At 41.6% G+C, this 18585-nt stretch carries 17 protein-coding genes; 6 read left to right on the plus strand and 11 right to left on the minus strand.

Features of this window, described 5'->3' with window-relative positions; genetic code table 11:
- Positions 1-200: 200 nt before the first annotated feature.
- Both ACK4HU_RS21530 and ACK4HU_RS21535 read right to left on the minus strand, forming a co-directional pair.
- Positions 201-2663 (minus strand): TonB-dependent receptor plug domain-containing protein, encoded by a 2463-nt coding sequence (locus ACK4HU_RS21530; RefSeq protein WP_409810124.1) that lies wholly within the window; start codon positions 2661-2663, stop codon positions 201-203.
- A gap of 121 nt (positions 2664-2784) precedes the next feature.
- Positions 2785-3933 (minus strand): DUF4221 family protein, encoded by a 1149-nt coding sequence (locus tag ACK4HU_RS21535; protein ID WP_409810127.1) that lies wholly within the window; start codon positions 3931-3933, stop codon positions 2785-2787.
- 263 nt (positions 3934-4196) lie between these two features.
- Here ACK4HU_RS21535 and ACK4HU_RS21540 point away from each other — a divergent pair, with 263 nt between their 5' ends.
- Together ACK4HU_RS21540 and ACK4HU_RS21545 are read left to right on the plus strand one after the other, a co-directional pair.
- Entirely contained in the window at positions 4197-4346 is a 150-nt protein-coding gene (locus ACK4HU_RS21540) for a hypothetical protein (protein WP_409810170.1), read from the plus strand.
- Between the two features lie 137 nt (positions 4347-4483).
- Positions 4484-4678, plus strand: a complete 195-nt coding sequence (locus ACK4HU_RS21545) for a CsbD family protein (protein WP_409810130.1) — start codon at positions 4484-4486, stop codon at positions 4676-4678.
- 227 nt (positions 4679-4905) lie between these two features.
- On the opposite strand, the gene ACK4HU_RS21550 is transcribed toward ACK4HU_RS21545, so the two are convergent.
- The 9 genes from ACK4HU_RS21550 to ACK4HU_RS21590 form a co-directional block, all read right to left on the minus strand.
- Positions 4906-5565: a hypothetical protein gene (locus ACK4HU_RS21550; RefSeq protein ID WP_409810133.1), complete on the minus strand. Its 660-nt coding sequence runs from the start codon at positions 5563-5565 to the stop codon at positions 4906-4908.
- Positions 5566-5589: 24 nt separating this feature from the next.
- Complete coding sequence (locus ACK4HU_RS21555) at positions 5590-6387, minus strand: SDR family NAD(P)-dependent oxidoreductase (RefSeq protein WP_409810136.1); 798 nt, start codon at positions 6385-6387, stop codon at positions 5590-5592.
- The gene (locus ACK4HU_RS21560; RefSeq protein ID WP_409810139.1) at positions 6374-7054 is read right to left on the minus strand and encodes an acetoacetate decarboxylase family protein; all 681 of its coding nucleotides are present in this window, start codon (positions 7052-7054) and stop codon (positions 6374-6376) included. The genes ACK4HU_RS21555 and ACK4HU_RS21560 overlap by 14 nt, the downstream gene beginning before the upstream one ends.
- Positions 7047-7808, minus strand: a complete 762-nt coding sequence (locus ACK4HU_RS21565) for an SDR family NAD(P)-dependent oxidoreductase (protein WP_409810142.1) — start codon at positions 7806-7808, stop codon at positions 7047-7049. The genes ACK4HU_RS21560 and ACK4HU_RS21565 overlap by 8 nt, the downstream gene beginning before the upstream one ends.
- Before the next feature lie 63 nt (positions 7809-7871).
- The gene (locus tag ACK4HU_RS21570; protein WP_409810145.1) at positions 7872-9590 is read right to left on the minus strand and encodes an IlvD/Edd family dehydratase; all 1719 of its coding nucleotides are present in this window, start codon (positions 9588-9590) and stop codon (positions 7872-7874) included.
- A 396-nt stretch (positions 9591-9986) separates the two neighbouring features.
- Entirely contained in the window at positions 9987-11294 is a 1308-nt protein-coding gene (murA, locus tag ACK4HU_RS21575; RefSeq protein WP_409810148.1) for a UDP-N-acetylglucosamine 1-carboxyvinyltransferase, read from the minus strand.
- The gene (locus ACK4HU_RS21580; protein WP_409810151.1) at positions 11294-11965 is read right to left on the minus strand and encodes a DUF4290 domain-containing protein; all 672 of its coding nucleotides are present in this window, start codon (positions 11963-11965) and stop codon (positions 11294-11296) included. Before ACK4HU_RS21580 ends, murA begins: the two co-directional genes overlap by 1 nt.
- Before the next feature lie 66 nt (positions 11966-12031).
- On the minus strand, positions 12032-14290 hold the full coding sequence (locus ACK4HU_RS21585; RefSeq protein WP_409810153.1) for an ATP-dependent helicase: 2259 nt from the start codon (positions 14288-14290) through the stop codon (positions 12032-12034).
- Between the two features lie 276 nt (positions 14291-14566).
- The gene (locus tag ACK4HU_RS21590) at positions 14567-15406 is read right to left on the minus strand and encodes a lysophospholipid acyltransferase family protein (protein ID WP_409810156.1); all 840 of its coding nucleotides are present in this window, start codon (positions 15404-15406) and stop codon (positions 14567-14569) included.
- 127 nt (positions 15407-15533) lie between these two features.
- On the opposite strand from ACK4HU_RS21590, the gene ACK4HU_RS21595 reads away from it, so the two are divergent.
- Genes ACK4HU_RS21595 through nadD form a run of 4 tightly spaced genes read left to right on the plus strand, consistent with a single transcriptional unit; the run spans position 15534 to position 17559 of the window.
- A complete protein-coding gene (locus ACK4HU_RS21595; RefSeq protein WP_409810159.1) occupies positions 15534-16133 on the plus strand; it encodes a sigma-70 family RNA polymerase sigma factor in 600 nt (199 codons plus the stop codon).
- A gap of 10 nt (positions 16134-16143) precedes the next feature.
- Positions 16144-16416 carry an anti-sigma factor gene (locus tag ACK4HU_RS21600; RefSeq protein WP_409810161.1) on the plus strand — a complete coding sequence of 91 codons (273 nt, stop codon included), beginning with the start codon at positions 16144-16146 and terminating at the stop codon, positions 16414-16416.
- A complete protein-coding gene (gene gmk / locus ACK4HU_RS21605) occupies positions 16413-16991 on the plus strand; it encodes a guanylate kinase (protein ID WP_409810164.1) in 579 nt (192 codons plus the stop codon). Before ACK4HU_RS21600 ends, gmk begins: the two co-directional genes overlap by 4 nt.
- 1 nt (position 16992) lies before the next feature.
- Positions 16993-17559 carry a nicotinate (nicotinamide) nucleotide adenylyltransferase gene (gene nadD / locus ACK4HU_RS21610; RefSeq protein WP_409810167.1) on the plus strand — a complete coding sequence of 189 codons (567 nt, stop codon included), beginning with the start codon at positions 16993-16995 and terminating at the stop codon, positions 17557-17559.
- Positions 17560-18585 lie beyond the last annotated feature (1026 nt).

Genomic DNA, 18585 nt, shown 5'->3' on the forward strand with positions numbered 1-18585 from the left:
AAAAAGCAACTATTTTTGCAAAATATTTTAATCTTTTATTCACAAAGCTTAAAATACATTATGAAACGCAAATAGCCATTTATCAACTATAGGTTAATACATGTTTCCTTTTGAAATGTGCTTTCAATTAAATGTTTTGGTGTGTCTTGAGTTCATGTTGAAATTAGTTAAGACTCACTTTTCCAAACCATTTCATTTTTTTACTTGCCTACTTTATAGCTAAATCTAGAAGTCCCAGGACTTCCATTCCTACTGATCCCTACTATCTCACCTTGGACTACTGTTTCCACATCAGCATTGTAAAATAGGAGGGAAGCTTTTCCTGTTGAATCAGTTTGGATATGCGGTTCCCAGAACAGCGTGATTCGCTTATCAGGTTTGGCCTGTGGTGGTTCATCTGTTGTATATTTTGGTGAATAAAACTCCTGCTCAAACTGATAACCGGCTGGCACTAGACTAGCCTCCACTTGGTTCAAGGGACTTGGCTTTACAATTCCCCGTCTTGTATAAAATCCTATCGCCCCATTGGCACCTCTTGAGCCAAAAACCACTGCATCAGGACCTTTCCACACAGTATAGCTTTCAATTTCCATAACTGGAATAGAACTTAAATCCACAATTTTGATTTCCACATCATCCAGCAAAATCAAAGGTTCGATACTGCTGCCTATAGAATTAACTCCTTGGATCAAAACTTTCCAGTCCATTCCTCCGCCCACAACCTGAACGCCTGCCACTCTTCCTCTTATCAAATCAAGGGGATGTTGTAGGTTTTCCAATACTGGATTGTCGGCCACCTTTACCTTAATGGATCCATCACCATAAATTCGAGGACCAGTGTATTGATCTTCAATTTTTTTTCCTTGAATCTCAATTCCCTCGAGTATAACATCGTCCTCCTCAAAGTCAAATGCTCGGTTTATGTTTTTCCTTTCCAAATTTTTGGAGATAAAGTCCTTTTCCACATCCGAAGGTGAAGAGAAGTAGGATAATATGGGATACTTCAATGGAGGAGAAGGATATCGGCCGACTGTTGAAAGGGAAACAGGCGTTCGTCCATTTTTAGGTTTTCCTGTGAGCGTTACTTTGGTAGAATCAAAATAAAACAAATCCTGAAACTCAAACTCCCCATTCTCACCGGTAGAAATTGTGCTGGATTCAGTAATGGGAAATAGTGAAAGATAAGAGACCGTTCCGTTTTCGATCGGCTTGTTTGTTTTTGTGTCTGTCAATTGCCCTTTGAGGGTAAGCCCCTTTTCAATTCGATGAACCTGTTTCTTGCGATCTGAGGAAAGAGCATCAACGATCGTAAACTTTCGCCAGCCTTGGGTGAGCATCAGGTAATCGAGAGCTATTTCCTTATCCTTATTTGCGGGATTGAAGTAGTAGCCCGGAGATTCAATGTAACCTTTGAGTTCTGATGAGATCAATAGATTTGACTCGATAGTCTGTCTATTTACATCCGATATTACTTGCTCGCTATCAAATACGGTGAGCGATAAATTTGCCGGCATGGGTTTGCTTTCCTTATTTTTTGTCTCGATCGTGAGTCTTACAGCCTCTCTTGGAGCATAGTTTGGTTTGTCAGTGGTGACCGTAATTTCCAATTGATCTCTGTGATCAATGAAAACAAGCCGCTCAGCCAAAGGGATCCCATTTTCATCAATTGCGGTTAGTTGTGCTATTCCCGATGGAAATTCTTCCTTTGGAATTCTTACAAAGATGACTCGATTCGAAAGGTCTGCCTTGCTCGATGCACATACCAGCCCTCGGGTTTGTGCTAAAAGGTTGATAGTTTGAAACGCTACATTTTCCGATGCCTGAATCTTAATCAAAAGATCAGATGTCTTGGGAGAATTAGTCACGGACATGACAATTCCTTTATTCAGAGCAATGGGTAAAAACAATTCCTGCTCGCTTCCCTCTATTTGAGCGGTGTAAGTTTTTCCTTTTTCAGGCAGAAGCGGGAAAACACCCATTCCCAGCGGATTACTTTCAAATTCTCCCAGGATTCGCCCTCTTTCCAGGATTTTTCCTTTGACCACTCTTCCCAAGCCATCTTCCCCAATTGCTTTAAAAGCTACTTTGCTCATGATTCCATTGACCAAATTTCCTCCCTCGGGAAAGAACTGAAGATCAAACCTTCCAGTCTGTCCAGATTGATCTTGGCTAATTGGAGATTCATTAAGCTCCAGGCTATTCCAAATTTTCAGTTGCGAATGGAAGAAGTATTCCTCACCTGAATTTCGCATCCAATTGGTATAGGCTCGCAACAAATAATTTCCGGAATTTAAACTCTCCGACAAGTGAAGCATACCGGAAGCAAAACCCTCCGAAGAGTGGATTATCTGTCGCTGAATAATTTGGTTTTGGTTGTTAATTAGCTCTACATAAATAGTATTGCTGAGCGATGAGGACAAGTGATATGGTCCAGCAGTGAGGTAAGCTTTAAACCAAATGGTTTCTCCTGCTGCATAATAGGGGCGATCATAGTGTAAGTAAACCTTTTCCTCAGGATGCTCAGCAATGTAGCGCTCAAAGGCAGCTATGATTTTTTCAAAGGGATCATTTTCTGCTGAAAAAGAAATTAGAAGTAACGCTAGAATTCCAAAAACAAGCGATGCAGTAAACTTTTTAGGTTTAGTTTTAATCAAAACGGTCATTGGTAATAAATTCACTCAGTCAAATTAATTCCTCCAAGAGTAATCTTGGAAGCTTAAATACTTTTAATTCTTAAGTTTGCATGAAAGCAAGATCAGGATTGGTAGGAAAGTTGGAATCCATTTAATCCTCATATTTCAACCCCTCAAAGCGGATAATATCATACCTCAGAAAATTCTCGTCGAAATCATCCCGATTGGAATTGTTGGTGGAGACAAAAAGACCTTTGCGGCCCACAAAGTAGTTCCAGGGTTCGATTGCATGAGTTTCAAAAAGATGGTTTCCAATGATTTTCAGTCTGGTGTCTAAAACCAATAATCCAACTTTAGGTCTATTTGAGAAAAGATTCCTATAATCGATTTCGAAGTCGTTGACATCAATTCCCACGAAATAGAATCGATAATATACCTCGCGGAAATGATCATAAAGCAGAAGTTCATATCGGTCGGATTCTAGTTCTTCTATGATTCCCTGATCTCCGGAGGGCAATCCTTTAATAATTTGAAATTGATTAACCTCCGGTGCCTTTGCTTGTACTAGTTCTAGTAATTCTTTCCTTTTCTTGGATATTACCCAAATTCGGTGGTCATTATATGGTGAAACCAAAATACTGTCTCCTCGGTCCGTCCAAGTGAATTTTGGAACTTTTTTTCCTTCCTTCCAAGTGTCCTCGGGATTGGAAATGGGTAGCCATTCGGCCTCGGGATTGATAGATTCCATATCCAGTTGATAGATATGACTGAATTTGCCCAGATCTGAAGCAGACATGTCAAAGAAATTTCGAAAAAATGGTTGAGCTCCAAAAACCTTTTTCCCCTCAAATAAAAAAGGGATTTCGCTGGTGGAGGAAATATAATTCACATCGTTTTTGGTGTCTTTAATCGGGAATTCATTGGTTTTTATTCCTTCAAAATTGAATAACATCAGTTTTTGAGGATAGGATGCGACCAATAATGAGTCATTTGAAAATATCCGAAATCCATTAACCTCACCTGAACGGTTGGGGCCGTCTTTATTGAGCTTTATTCTTTTCACATGAAGGCCTGATTCAAGATCAAAAATTTCAATAGCGTGAACTGATTTATTTTGAAGTGCTAAAAATTCTCCTGAGTCAGAATCAATATACTGAAAGGAAGTACGATTTGGGTTTATTGATGAATCCAGTGGAATTTTAATTGAATCAAGGATTGAAAGAGATAGCTGTACTTTTTCTGTTTGAGGGGAGCAAGAAAAAATTGAAGCGTAAATAATTAAGAGCAATATGTTTCTCATTGGAAATTTAATTTTTGATTCAAATGGGGCAAATAGAATGAATTCTCTTTTTCTCGTAAAAGCTAAATATATCTAATAAATTAAATGTGAAAAAAAATTACCGTAGTATAAGTTGCAAACACCTGTCTATTCTTAGGTTCTTTTGAAGGATGATTTTGATTTTTATCGCTCTCAGCTTTTTTAAAAAAGTGCTTTTCTAACATATTTGATGGTCCATTCAGTCAAAAAATGGTTATTATTTAAACTCTAAAAAACCTATTGTAATGGCCAATTTTAATATTGACGCAAACAAAGCACTGACTTACGACGCGATCGTAGTCGGGTCGGGAATCAGTGGAGGCTGGGCAGTAAAAAAACTTTGCGAAGCCGGAATTAAAACCACAGGGATTTTTTGCGAAAAACTGGGTTTTTAAGCCCCACTTTGGAAGGATTCTACACAGTGAGATTTTTGATTTTAAACCTCTGAAGTGTATAAATGCTGAATCTGTCTTGTGGCATTGAGTTTGGATTTCTCTGAAAGAATTTTTGTTACACTTTAACCCCAAAAAAAATGAAAACTGACACTAAACTTCAAATGAAAGGTTCTTGGAACGAAGTCAAAGGAAAGCTTAAGCAAAAGTATGCTGATCTAACTGATGACGATCTTTTATATGAAGAAGGAAAAGAAGATGAGCTTTTAGGACGATTGCAAAGAAAATTGGGTGGCTCTATTGATACTGTCAAAGACACAATCAATAAGCTGTAATTTACGAGCTAACTTTTTCTAAAATCTTAAAATTTTAAAGGGCTGATCTAAGAAATCAGCCCTTTACTTTTTAGAACATCAGCAGAGAATTTCCAAATGGAATATGATATAAAGGCAGCTCGACCATTTTTTCTTTCAGCAAATTTTTCACGAATTCTGAACCGCCTCCTTCACATATTAGAGAGCTACCAGCGGGATAGTTTAAATTGATGCGGAAGAATTGTTAACTATTCAACTTTGATATTTGAAAACCAAATAAACCGCTGCCCTGCATCATTGGAGTGATCAGTTGCAAACTTGATCGGCCCAAAGTCTTTGACATTGTCCCAAGTGATAGGACGGCCATCTACACCATTACCTCTTCTGAAAACCCATTCGGTGATCATATGATCATCATTGAGGTAAAGATCGTAAGCATCTCCGGGGGTATATCCCAATCCGGGAGCTTTCGGTTCTCCGGAGTTGTAAAGAATCGTGAGCTTCGTCGTATTTGCTCCTGAAATAGGGGCCGGGACATTTTCAGTGGTTTCATAAGTATATCCCGTATCCCAAGCCAATTGGAATGGCATCATCAACCAATATTTATCATTGATGAATCCCCCATCCTGTTTTGGTAAAGAGTCTGATGCTAGGCTGTAAGTAAATGTGGTATCTGCTCCAGAATAATAGACAGTGTTTTCTTTAACGTTCCATTTCCAATCTCTGGAAATCACATTTACGGAGTCTCGTTGCACATTCCAAGTGTAGGCGATGGAATTTACTTTGTCAAAATTCTCAAAACCATAGGCTTTGGCAACTTTTAAAGGAAGGGTGTCAGGCATTTCCGTTTTCTGCTCGCAAGAGCTGATGATCCAGATAAAAGAGAGTAAGAAAAGATAGTTTTTCATAGGAAGGAATTAGTAAATCGAAATTTAAAATTGTTTGGATTGGCATTTTTTATTCATCCAAGATCGGAATTTCTTTGATTCAATTGCTTGAGAAATTGGACGAATGATAAAAAGGAAATTATTTAGATGTAGCATCACCCTAAATAGTAGCGAAGGAAAAATTTTCTTTCTGCCTTTTTTGACACCAGAAATGATCTTTTTCACCACAAATTCAGGATTTTGGACGGGAAATGCTTTTGGGATTTCCTTTCCTGCGGAAGTGAAAAAATTGGTATTTGTGGCAATCGGGAAGACTAAAGTTATCCAGTCACCTGTTTTTTCAGCCCAAATCGTTCGGGCCCATTGCATCAATGCGGCCTTACTGGCACTATAAATACTATAGCCGGGAATGGCCCAAAAGGCAATAGCTGAGCAAGTAATCACATGTCGAAATTCTGTTTTTGGGTAGCGGTTTCGTATTGTCATCCCAAGTTGTATGGGGCTAAAAACATTAAGCTGAAAAAGAGAATCCATATTTTCCCAATCTTGAAGATTTGCTGCATTGTATTCTGCTTTTCCTGCATTTGCAAAGCAATAGTCAACAGCGTCCCATGAGCTTTCAATCCAGTTCAAAATCAGGCTGTTTCCTTCCTTTTCACTTAAATCAGAAAGTAAAAAGCCCTCCAAATTCGGAAATTCCGATTTAAGGTTTTCTAAATTTTGAATAGAAATATCGACTGCCAAAATCTTCTCGGTCAGAGGATAAAGCTGCCTGATAAACTCCAAACCGATCCCTGAACCGGCTCCCGTGACGATAATTCGTTTGTTGTCAAATGATCTCATCCCCATAAGTCGGCACTGGGAATTTTATGTTGAATGGATTGATTTTGACCGCAAGAATAGGTTTAATGTTGCGGATGTCAGGAAAGAATGCTGGATCGATTTCCATTTTTTTTACTCGAGCTAATTTGCCCCAGCCAGACCCGGTAGGTTTGGTGTAAAATTTAACCCGATTCCAAGTTTGACAAAGACTGATAGGCAGGATGGAGGTAGTCACGGGGAAAGGAAGTCCTCCGGAAGTGATTTCTGTCGAAAAGATCACTTTATCACCTGATTTGATTTCGACTATATCTTTCCCGTGCTCCTTTGACCAAGAAAAAGGTAGGTTTTCCTTCGGAATTCCCCAGTTATTTCTCCCGTTTTGAGCGCTGGCTTCAGAATCCACGTAGATTTTGGTGATTGCTTGCTTTTTCGTTTTTCGGAATTTACCAGGAATGATCAAAAGTTCATGGTAAGGACCTACAGGTGATTTCTCGTAGTTGACAAGCATCACATAACCCAATCCACCCTTAAATTTTCCTTTGAGATGTTTAGGAAGCAAGGCCAAACTTTCGACCCATTCTTTTTTGAATCGAAAAACCAAAATAATTCCTTCTCCACTCAACTCCCAAGGAGGAGGGGATTTCAAAACAAGATGAAGGTCTTTGGCTATTTGGTGATTTTCAGGCATAGGGTGATGGGCTTATTGCTGTCCAGCCTCCGTCCACGATTAATGTCTGTCCTGTGATGTGCCTTGCAGCATCAGAAAGTAAGAAGGCCGCAGCCTCAGCAATATCGGAGGTGAAAGCAGGTCTGCCTATTGGGGTGAGTTTTGACCAGGTATTAACATATTCCGGGTCGGAAGTGGTCCGTTCGGTAATTGTAGCTCCCGGGGCTATGGAGTTGATGCGAATACCAAAAGGGGCAAGTTCTATCACCAGATTTTTTGCTAACATTTCAATTGCTGCCTTACTCATGGCATAAGCAGCTAGGTTTTCATGGCTTTGATGGGCAGTGACCGAGGAGGTCAATAGAATTGATCCTCCATTTTCTTGAACTTTCATGACTCGGGCAGCCGCTTGGGTCAGAAAAAAAGTTCCTGCCTGGTTGACACGCATTACCTCGGAGAAGTCTTCGCGAGAATAGTCTAAAAAATTCCCAAATAGTGTGATTCCTGCATTAGCCACTACTTGATCAAGATGTCCAAAATGATGCATGGCTAAGTCAATCAATTCAGCAATTACTGCCTCTGAAGAAGAGTCCCCAGAGCAGCACATAATTGATCCTTTTCCTTGTTGAGAAAGGGAAGCAACGGCCTCCTCTGTTAGCTTCTTTTCCAGATCATTTAAGATCACATTAGAACCAGTATCCAACAGTTTTCTGGCAATTTCAAGTCCAATTCCTTGTCCTGCGCCTGTGATGATGGCCACTTTTTGAGATTTCATACCATGCTTAAGGATTTAGACCTGTCAGGTTTTCAAAACCTGACAGGTCTAGATAATATAAAATTAATGTGAATCTCTTTTCACTTCCGAACCAGAGCTCCCCTGAAGAAAATCAAAGTCCACTCCCTCGTGGGCCTGATTTACTTTATCCAGAAACAGATTGACATAACCACGCTCGTAAGGAAGTCTAGTTGGTACAAAGCCAACCTTTCGATTTTCAAATTCTTCATCTGAGATCAGGAGATTCAAAGTTCGATTGGGTACATCCAAAGCAATCATATCCCCGTTTTTCACAAAAGCTAAAGGGCCTCCGATTGCTGATTCGGGAGATATGTGAAGCACAACTGTGCCGAATCCAGTACCACTCATTCTACCATCTGATATACGAACCATATCCTTCACGCCTTTTGCCAGAAGTTTTACGGGCAAGCCCATATTTCCCACCTCAGGCATCCCCGGATAGCCTTTTGGACCAACGTTTTTCATGACCATCACACAAGTTTCATCGATATCGAGATTAGGATCATCCACTTTTGCCTTGTAATCATCGATATTTTCAAAGACGACTGCTCTTCCCGTATGTGTCAAAAGGCTTGGTGTTGCTGCAGAAGGTTTTATCACCGCACCATTAGGACAAAGGTTTCCTTTGAGGACTGCGATACCGGAATCCGGTTTTATTGGGTTTTCCAAGGTTCCGATCAGATTTCTGTCCCAACATTCAGCTTTTGAAATATTCTCGCCAATTGTTTTTCCATTGACAGTGAGCGCATCAGTATGTAGGTGTTTTTGAATTTCCCGCATGACAGCAGGAAGTCCGCCTGCATAGAAAAGGTCCTCTATCCAATGCTCACCAGATGGCTGCACATTGGCAATCAATGGGATTTTTGCAGAGAAAAAGTCAAAATCTGTCAAGTCAATATCCACTCCGATTCGCTTGGCAATGGCTGTCAAATGCAAAATAAAGTTGGTGGAGCCGCCCACTGCGGCATTGACCATAATTGCATTTTCGAATGCTTTTCGAGTTAGAATCTGACTCATTTTCAGGTCTTCTTTCACCATTTCCACGATGCGCATGCCTGTCATGTGCGCTATGACTTTCCTTCGGGAATCTGCCGCCGGGATGGTAGCGTTGTCGGGAAGCGATAAACCCAAAGCTTCAACCATTGCGGCCATGGTGGAGGCCGTACCCATCGGCGCGCAGTGACCTACGGAGCGGGACATTGCGGCTTCTGCTTCTATAAATTCTTCCTGTGAAAGCTTGCCAAGTTTGAAATCTTCTGCAAATCTCCAGATATCGGAAGTACCGATTTTTTTTCCTTTAAATCGCCCCACAAGCATGGGCCCGCCGGAAAGCACCATTGCAGGAATATCTACCGAAGCGGCACCCATCACAAGCGATGGTGTAGTTTTGTCGCAACCGCACATCAATACTACGCCATCCATCGGATTGGCGCGAATACTTTCTTCCACGTCCATGGAAGCTAAGTTTCGGAAAAGCATTGCCGTAGGCTTAATGGAACACTCGCCCAGTGACATTACTGGAAATTCTAATGGAAATCCACCAGCTTCCCAAATCCCACGTTTGAGTGCATCAGCCAAATCTCGAAAATGTGCATTGCAGGGAGTGAGTTCGGACCAGGTGTTGCAAATCCCGATGACAGGTTTGTCACCTTCAAAAAGATGATGTGGGAGGCCCTGGTTTTTCATCCAGGATCTGTAAATAAATCCGTCTTTACCGGTCCGGCCGTACCATTCCTGGCTACGGAGTTTTTTCTTGGTCATAGGTTAAAAGGGTTGAGCTTATTGGCCTAGAAGTTACCAAAAAATTGGAGAAAAGGGCAAAAGGAGCTAGATAATTGGGAAAGTTCTTGCCTTTAAAAAGAAATAATCTTGGTTTTTTGGATTCCTTGAGGAAAGGTAATTTTTCATGTGTTTATAATTTGATTTTTAATGGCCACACCTGCCTGCCGGCAGGCAGGTGGAATCTTCGCATGCATTATAATCATCCCTCTGTGTGTCGCTCGGGGTCATGCTTGATTTCTTATAACTGACCCGGAGGAATTTTTAAAAATGGGCTTGTCAAGTCATCTAAATCATGAACCCTTAGAGGCCAACTAGTTGACCAAGCAAAAATAGATTGAAATTTAAAAAAAAAGGGAGCTTTTGACTCCCTTTGAATTATGCGATTCGTTCGATTTTTGCACCCAAGGCATTGAGACGCTCATCGATGTTTTGATAACCTCTATCAATTTGTTCGATGTTGTCAATGACGGAAACGCCATTAGCTGACATCGCCGCAATCAACAAAGCAACTCCCGCTCTAATATCAGGGGAAGTCATTCGGATTCCTCGAAGTGGATATTTTCTATCCAGTCCGATAACTGTAGCCCGGTGAGGATCACAAAGGATGATCTGCGCACCCATATCGATCAACTTATCCACGAAGAATAAGCGAGATTCAAACATTTTCTGGTGCACCAAAACCGTCCCTTTTGCCTGAGTCGCTGTCACCAAAATGATCGAAAGTAGATCCGGTGTAAATCCAGGCCATATTTGATCCGCTACGGTCAAAATCGAACCATCTATAAAGGTTTCGATCTCGTAATGCTTCTGAGCAGGAACGAAGATATCATCTCCCCGAAATTCCAAATGGATTCCCATTCGCTTAAACGTCTCAGGAATGATTCCCAAGCGATGAATCTGACAGTCTTTAATCGTGATTTCAGATTGAGTCATGGCTGCCATTCCGATGAATGAACCAATCTCAATCATATCCGGAAGCATAGTGTGATCGGTTCCGCCAAGCTCTTTTACCCCCTCAATGGTCAGCAAATTGGAGCCAACCCCGGTGATTTTTGCTCCCATACGATTGAGCATGTCGCAAAGCTGCTGAAGGTAAGGCTCACAGGCTGCATTGTAGATGGTGGTTTTGCCTTCGGCAAAGACTGCCGCCATCACAATATTAGCCGTGCCGGTGACAGAAGCTTCATCGAGAAGCATGTAAGTGCCTTTCAGATTTTTTCCATCAATGTGGAAAATCTCGTTTTTTGCGTCGTAATGGAATTCTGCTCCAAGTTTTTGAAAGCCAAAAAAGTGCGTGTCCATTCTTCTACGACCGATTTTATCTCCTCCCGGTTTAGATAGTTTACCTCTGCCAAATCTGCCTAAGAGTGGTCCAAGAATCATGACCGAACCACGAAGTGCTGAAGCCTTTGCCAGAAAATCTTCCGTCTCCAAGTAGTCCAAGTTGACATTGTCAGCTTGAAAGGAATAGGATTCAGGTCCGAGTTTTTCAACTTTTACTCCCATATCCGACAATAACTCAATGAGTTTATTGGCATCTCGGATATTTGGGACTTTATTGATTGTAATTTTTTCAGGGGTTAAAAGTACCGCGCAAAGAATCTGAAGTGCTTCGTTTTTTGCGCCTTGAGGAGTGATTTCTCCTTTCAAACGGGTACCACCAGTTACTCGAAATGATGCCATTAATTTCTACGCTTTTTGTTATTGTTGTTGCTGTGGCCGTTGCTTCTGGTTTTTTTGGGATGGTTGAACTTCTTCTTCTGAGGTTCGGCTTCGATGTGTTGGATTTTGAAATCTCTTCGAGTATTAGATTCAAAAAGCGCGTTTTCTCTTACTTTTTCCAGATCAATGTGAAGTCTGCCTTTAGAGAGCGTTTTGATGTCATCGAGGATGATTCCATCATCGAAATTATCTCTGTTCCAAGTCGAATGAAATGACCGCATTAACTGACCAATGTAAATGATGGCAGACTCTTGATCTTCGTCATTTTCAATCTCAATAGCCTGTTCGATCAATTTTTCGATGTTTCTGCCGTAGTGCTTAAACTTTACTTCGCCTTTCGGGTAGCCAATTGACTGTGGTTTTTTTCCAAGCAATTCTTTTTCAGGCATTGGAAAAGGTCCATCCACGTCAAGTTTGAAGTCGGACATGATATAGATGTCGTCCCAAAGCTTCTGATCATTCTCCTGTTTCCAGGTTGGATTGAGCTGTTTGATGATTTCGATGACGGTGTAGGCACTTTGAGTGCGCTTTTCACGGTCTTCAATCGCGGTGACATGATCTACCAGGCGTTGAATGTTTTTGCCGTATTCTTTCAAAATTAGTTTTTGTTTTTCAGGTTCGGTGTGCTCCATGTTGCTTCCCGGTTTTTGCCATACAAAAGGTAACAAAAAATCACCAAAGGACAGGGAAGCAAGTGATTAGTCTATGATTCTGAGCTTGGCAAAGCTAAGCAATAATGTTTTCTCTCCAAAATGTTCAAATTGAATGGTTGCCTTTTTATTAAGGCCTTCTGTTTCAATTTTTTGCACCTTTCCAAAACCGAATTTCGGATGCTCCACCAATTGATCAGCCTTGAGGCCGTTCGTGTTGGAAGGCTTGAAATCCGGTGATGGCGTGTGGATTTTCAATTGAGATGGGGCTCGGGATTCAGGTTGTTTTTTGATTCCGATGAAACCACCCGCTCCCGGCAAACCTTCTTTTCGGAGTGCTCCAGGCATATCTCTAGAGGACATCCGCTTGTTCACTTTGATCATATTTGGGTCTACTTCCTCGAGAAATCTACTTGGTTCGCAGTTGAGTAATCGCCCAAATCGATAACGTGACAAGGCATAAGTCAGGTATAATTTGTCCATAGCACGAGTCGTTGCCACATAAAATAGACGTCGCTCTTCTTCCAGATCTTCCCGACTTTGCATCATCATTTGTGATGGGAAAAGATCCTCCTCCATTCCGACTACAAAAACCTGCCTGAACTCCAATCCTTTACTGGAGTGAATCGTCATCAGCGTGATGGCGTCAGTTTTGTCCTTGTCCTGATCGTTGTCTGTCAACAAGGCGATTTCCTGTAGAAAGGAACCCAAACTTTTGTCCTCATTCTCCGGATTGTCCACGTATTCCTTGATTGCATTGAGCAATTCCTGCACGTTCTCGTAGCGGTTGAGTCCTTCGATAGTTTTGTCCTCATAGAGCTCGCGCAAAAGTCCACTCTGCTTGGCAATGCTGCTTGCTGCTTCAAAAGCGTCTTTTCGCTCCACTTCGATTTGAAATGCTTTGATCATCGTGGCAAAATCATCCACCGCACTTCCTGCTCTTCCGGGAAGGAAACTGTGTGCATTTTTGACCACATCCCATAGTGGAATGTCATGATCGTAGGCGGCTACCAAAATCTTTTCCACTGAAGTATCCCCAATTCCCCGCTTGGGATAATTAATCACCCGCTTGAACGCTTCCTCATCCACTGGATTCACAGTGAAGCGCATGTAGGCCATCAGATCTTTGATTTCTTTTCTCTGGTAAAATGAAAGGCCACCCACGATTTTGTAGGTCAGATTCATTTTGCGAAGCGCTTCTTCCATTGATCTGGACTGGGAGTTGGTGCGATAGAGAATCGCAAAGTCGCTGTTGTTAAGCTTTTTGTTATTTTTTTCCTCGAAAATCGTGTTTGCAACGATTCGTCCTTCCTCGCCATCCGAAGTTGCTTTGATCAATTCGATCAGATCGCCATCTGGGTTAGAAGTCCAAACCAGCTTTTTGAGTTGAGCTTTGTTTTTATCGATGATAGAATTGGCGGCTTCAACGATGACTTTTGTTGAGCGATAATTTTGCTCCAGCTTGACCACAAAAAGATCAGGATAGTCTTTTTCGAAGTTTAGGATATTTTGGATATCCGCTCCGCGAAAAGCATAGATACTTTGCGCGTCATCACCTACCACGCAGATGTTTTGGTGGACGGCGGCGAGCTTTTTAGTAATGAGGTATTGGGAAATATTCGTGTCTTGAAACTCATCCACCATCACATACTTGAAGCGCTGCTGATATTTGTTGAGTACGTCCAAATGATCTCTGAATAGCACATTGGTGTTGAAGAGCAAATCATCAAAATCCATGGCGCCCGCTTTGAAAAGTCGCTCCTGATAGCGCTGATAGAGTTCACCCATTCGAGGTTTCATCGCAGCTTCATCATCGGCTTTGACATAGGGATCATCCTGATAGGCCTGCCATGAGATCAATCTATTTTTTGCCCCTGAAATTCTTGAAAGTACCACATTGGCTTTGTACACCTTGTCATCAATGCGCATCTCCTTTACCAGCGTGCGAATAAGGGATTTGGAGTCGTCCGTATCGTAAATCGTGAAGTTGGAAGGATAGCCGATTTTGCCAGATTCTACTCGGAGGATTTTTGCAAAAATGGAGTGAAATGTTCCCATCCAGGTATTTCTGGCTTCCAGACCGACAAGTGTCTCAATCCGATGCTTCATTTCTGCAGCGGCTTTATTGGTAAAAGTCAGGGAAAGGATATTGAAAGGGTCAATTCCTTTGGCATAGATCAGGTGTGCAATGCGGTAGGTGAGTACCCGGGTTTTGCCCGAACCTGCACCCGCAATGATCATTACCGGTCCATCGGTATGCTGCACTGCTTGTAATTGTGGAGGATTCAGTTCCTTGAGGTAATCCATTTTTCAGTATCAAGTAGCTAGATTTTAGTATCAAGAGGTAAGATCTAAAAGTCTAGTGTTTTGTAGTAATTTTTATTTACGATGCTTCGACTACGCTCAGCACAAGTTTCAGAATTACGATTTACGAGGGAATCAATGGTGTTGAGGTAAAACATAAATCAGGCTATGGTATTTTTGCATCCCGACTTCCAACTTCCAAACCTCCCAACTTTAAATTTTGAGACTTACCCAATGAATTAATTTTTCAATGTTCCAATTTTCTAATTTTTCAATCAATTACACCTTCCACCTTTTATGACTCCAGAGATATAAATCCGGTTGGTTTTTGATGGTTTTTTCAAGCCTGCGGCAAAATTCATCCGTAATACTGTGTGCTTCATGTGAAGTGTAGGGTGGCTCGGCAAGATTCGCAACTTCAAAACGGTAATGTCCACGTTTCACTTTGGTCATTGTTCCAAAGAAAACGGGCAGCTCCATCTTTTTAGCCATAAATTCTCCGCCCTCGAAGAAATAAGCCGGTCGGTTGAGGAAATCACGCTGATATTGTTTTTCCGAACTCGGAGGTCTTTGATCCGCTGCTAAATATACGATTCTAGGCTGACTTCGCAGAGTAATTATACTTTTACGAAACGCCTGTTTCTCAGTCATAAGTCCGCCAAACCGAGTTCGTATTCTGAACATCAGCTTGTTGAAAAAGGGATTGTTCACCTTCAGATAGACAGTTTCGGTGGTGACTTTAGTATTCAAACTCACTCCCAAAATTGCCATTTCCCAATTGAAAACATGCCCCGCCATCATTACAGCACTTTTTCCCTTTAAAACTTCAGCATCAACAATTTCCTGATTGATTACCTGGAAGCGCTGCCGAATTTCTTTTTCAGAAATGGTCAGCATTTTGATGGTTTCGGCAAAGAAAACGTCCGTGAAATTCCTGTAGAATTGATTTCGGATTTTCTTCCGTTCCACCTCAGATTTTTCCGGAAAGGCAAATTTCAGGTTTTCGTCGATGACCTTTTTGCGGTAGCTGATTACAAATCGGGCGATCAAATAGATCAAGTCCGAAAAAAGATACAAAACCGAAAGTGGCAAATAGGACAGCAGCCTAAAGAAAAGCATAGTAATAATGGTTGACGGGGAGGTTTGCTTCGAGCTTGGAGCGAATTATGCAACAAAATAAATTAATTCGGCCGACTTTCGGTTTAATTTCAGGTTATAAATTGGGCATTCATTACTTTTGAATCTTATGTCTGAAGTACAGCGCAGAAAATATTCTCAAGAAGAGAAAACGGCCATCTTCGATGGGGAGTTCATGCCGCACATAGACTCTATGTACAATTTTGCTTTTCGTCTCACCTTTGATGAGGACGATGCCAAGGATCTTGTGCAAGATACCTACATGAAGGCTTTTCGGTTTATCAACTCATTTGAGCAAGGAACTAATGCCAAAGCCTGGCTTTTCAGAATTCTGAAAAACAGCTTTATCAACGAATACCGAAAGAAAAGTAAGCAGCCTACGAAGGTAGATTACCAAGAGGTTGAAACTTTCTACAACTCGGATGATGTTGACTACCAAAGTACTTCCGATCTCAGGGCAGAATCGGTCAAGGATATGCTCGGAGATGAGATCTCCAACGCGCTGAATGCATTAGCGGTCGATTTCCGAACAGTGATCATTTTGGCAGATCTCGAGGGCTTCACTTACGAAGAAATGGCAAAGATTCTCGATATCCCCATCGGGACGGTAAGATCCAGGCTGCACCGCGCCAGGAATCTTTTGAAAGAACAATTGAAAGGATACGCCCAATCTATGGGGTATAATACGGACGTAGAAGAGGAAGATTAAACGATTACTCATGGAAAAAAACGATCAAGCATCCGGAGAGCGAAAGCTCGAATGCGGTGATGTCAGCAAGTGTTTTCAATTGCTGGAGAGCATTCTCGACGGAGAAATGGGCGATACAGGTAAAGAGCAGATGAAGGAAAAGTTGGCTAAATGCCAGCCTTGCTTTGAGCATTATCACCTGGAGCAAGCCATTCGTGAAATGCTAAAAACCAAATGCACCAAACAACCTGTACCCACGGAACTGGCAAACTCGATTCGCCAGATGATTCAGGAAAGCAAATGAGCAAAAACCAAGGCAAAGCAATAATTTTCTCAGCCCCTTCCGGATCAGGAAAGACCTCCTTGGTCAGACACTTGATCCAATACATCCCAAACCTTGGATTCTCCATCTCGGCCTGTACCCGGGATAAAAGAGGAAGACATGAAGTGCACGGCAGAGATTACTATTTTTTAAGCATTGATGAATTCAAAAAGAAAATAGATCAAGATGCCTTTGTGGAATGGGAAGAAGTCTACGAAGGAAATTTTTACGGAACACTTAAGGAAGAAGTCCAACGCATCTGGGACAATGGAAAAGCAGTCATTTTTGACGTAGATGTCAAAGGTGGCTTGGCTCTCAAAAAGTATTTTGGACCGCAGGCTCTCGCCATTTTTGTCAAAGTTCCCTCGCTCGAAGTACTGAAAACTAGACTTAATGACCGAGGCACCGAATCCGAGGAGTCATTGTCCAGAAGACTTTACAAAGCACAATTCGAATCGATGTTTGAACCTCAGTTTGATACCAGCATTCTCAACGATGAATTTGATCGATCCTCCGAGGAGGCGGTAAAATTGGTGTCGGAGTTTTTAGCAAAATAAAATGAAGATTGGGCTCTATTTCGGAAGTTTCAATCCGATCCACGTCGGACACCTGATTATCGCCAATGTACTGTACGATCGCACTGACTTGGACGAGGTTTGGTTTGTGGTCAGTCCTCAGAATCCATTCAAAAAGCAACAATCCCTGATCCATGAGTTTGACCGACTTAGATTGGTCGAATTGGCCATAGCCGATCATTTCCACTTTCGAGCAAGTGATGTAGAGTTTCGGATGCCCAAACCAAGCTACACGATCGATACCCTCACTTATCTGAGCGACCAATTTCCACAGCATCAGTTTTGTCTTTTTCTGGGTTCGGATAATCTGACCCACTTCCAGAAGTGGAAAAACCATCAGGCAATCTTGGACAATTATGAGATTTTTGTCTATCCCCGCCCGGGAGAAGCTAAGGGATTTGAACATCCCAAAATCAAAACTATCGAAGCCCCACTTTTGGATATCTCTGCAACTTTTATCCGTAAGTCTATTCAGGAAGGGCACTCGGTGAAGTACTTGCTACCGGATAAGGTAGAGGAGTATATCTTGGATCGGAAGCTTTATCAATAAATTTCTTTTTTACCGAAAAAAGTTTTACCGCAGAGAACACTGAGAGGTTTTTAACCGCAAAGGTTCACAAAGGAATTTTACCACAGGCCACGGAGAGGAAAAGCTGAAGCTTTTTGCGTGGAATCAAGTAAGTGCCAACGGCACGTTTCGTAAAAGCCCGGTATGCAATGCCGGGTTAGAAGTAAATAATCCAGTTTTGAGTGCTGAAGGCACGACCTTTTTTTACCACAAAGGAGGACGCAAAGTAGCGCAAAGATTTTTTTACCACGGAGCGCACTGAGAGGTTTTTGCCACAAAGCTCGCGAAGGATCGCAAAGGAAGATTAATTGTAGGCTTGAGTGAACTTGATTATGAACTTCAGTCCATCTAGGCACAGGAGACATTTTTCAAGATCACAGAGAAAAGCTAAAGCTTTTTGTTTTTTAGCCACGAAGAACGCAAAGGACCGCAAAGGAAGATTAATTGTAGGCTTGAGTGAACTTGATTATGAACTTCAGTCCATCTAGGCACAGGAGACATTTTTCAAGATCACAGAGAAAAGCTAAAGCTTTTTGTTTTTTAGCCACGAAGAACGCAAAGGATCGCAAAGGAAGATTAATTGTAGGCTTGAGTGAACTTGATTATGAACTTCAGTCCATCTGGGCACAGGAGACATTTTTTAAGGTCAAAGAGGAAAAGCTAAGCTTTTATAGATTGCAAGAAGACAATTGCGAATAATGACCATTCAAAAAAAAAAACGCCGCCCATGTATTATTAAAAAATATTTTCAACTAGAATTTGAATTACGTGAGTTAAGACATTAGATTAGTGTCAACTTCAGAAAGAAGTCGTTTTTGGCCAGAAACTTTTTAGTAAAATTTAAAGCCGCCGTTCGTGTCCTCACGCACGGCACTTGAAAAATGAAAAAATTAATCTTTGGCTTGGCCTTTATAGGGTCATTTGCTTTCGGAAGCATGGAAGTAAAATCACAAGAAGTTGGAGGCGGTGGTGGTGGCGGATTCGAATGTAAAACCGAAACTCTCCGTT

The sequence above is a fragment of the Algoriphagus sp. genome, from assembly GCF_046296635.1.
GTDB lineage: Bacteria > Bacteroidota > Bacteroidia > Cytophagales > Cyclobacteriaceae > Algoriphagus.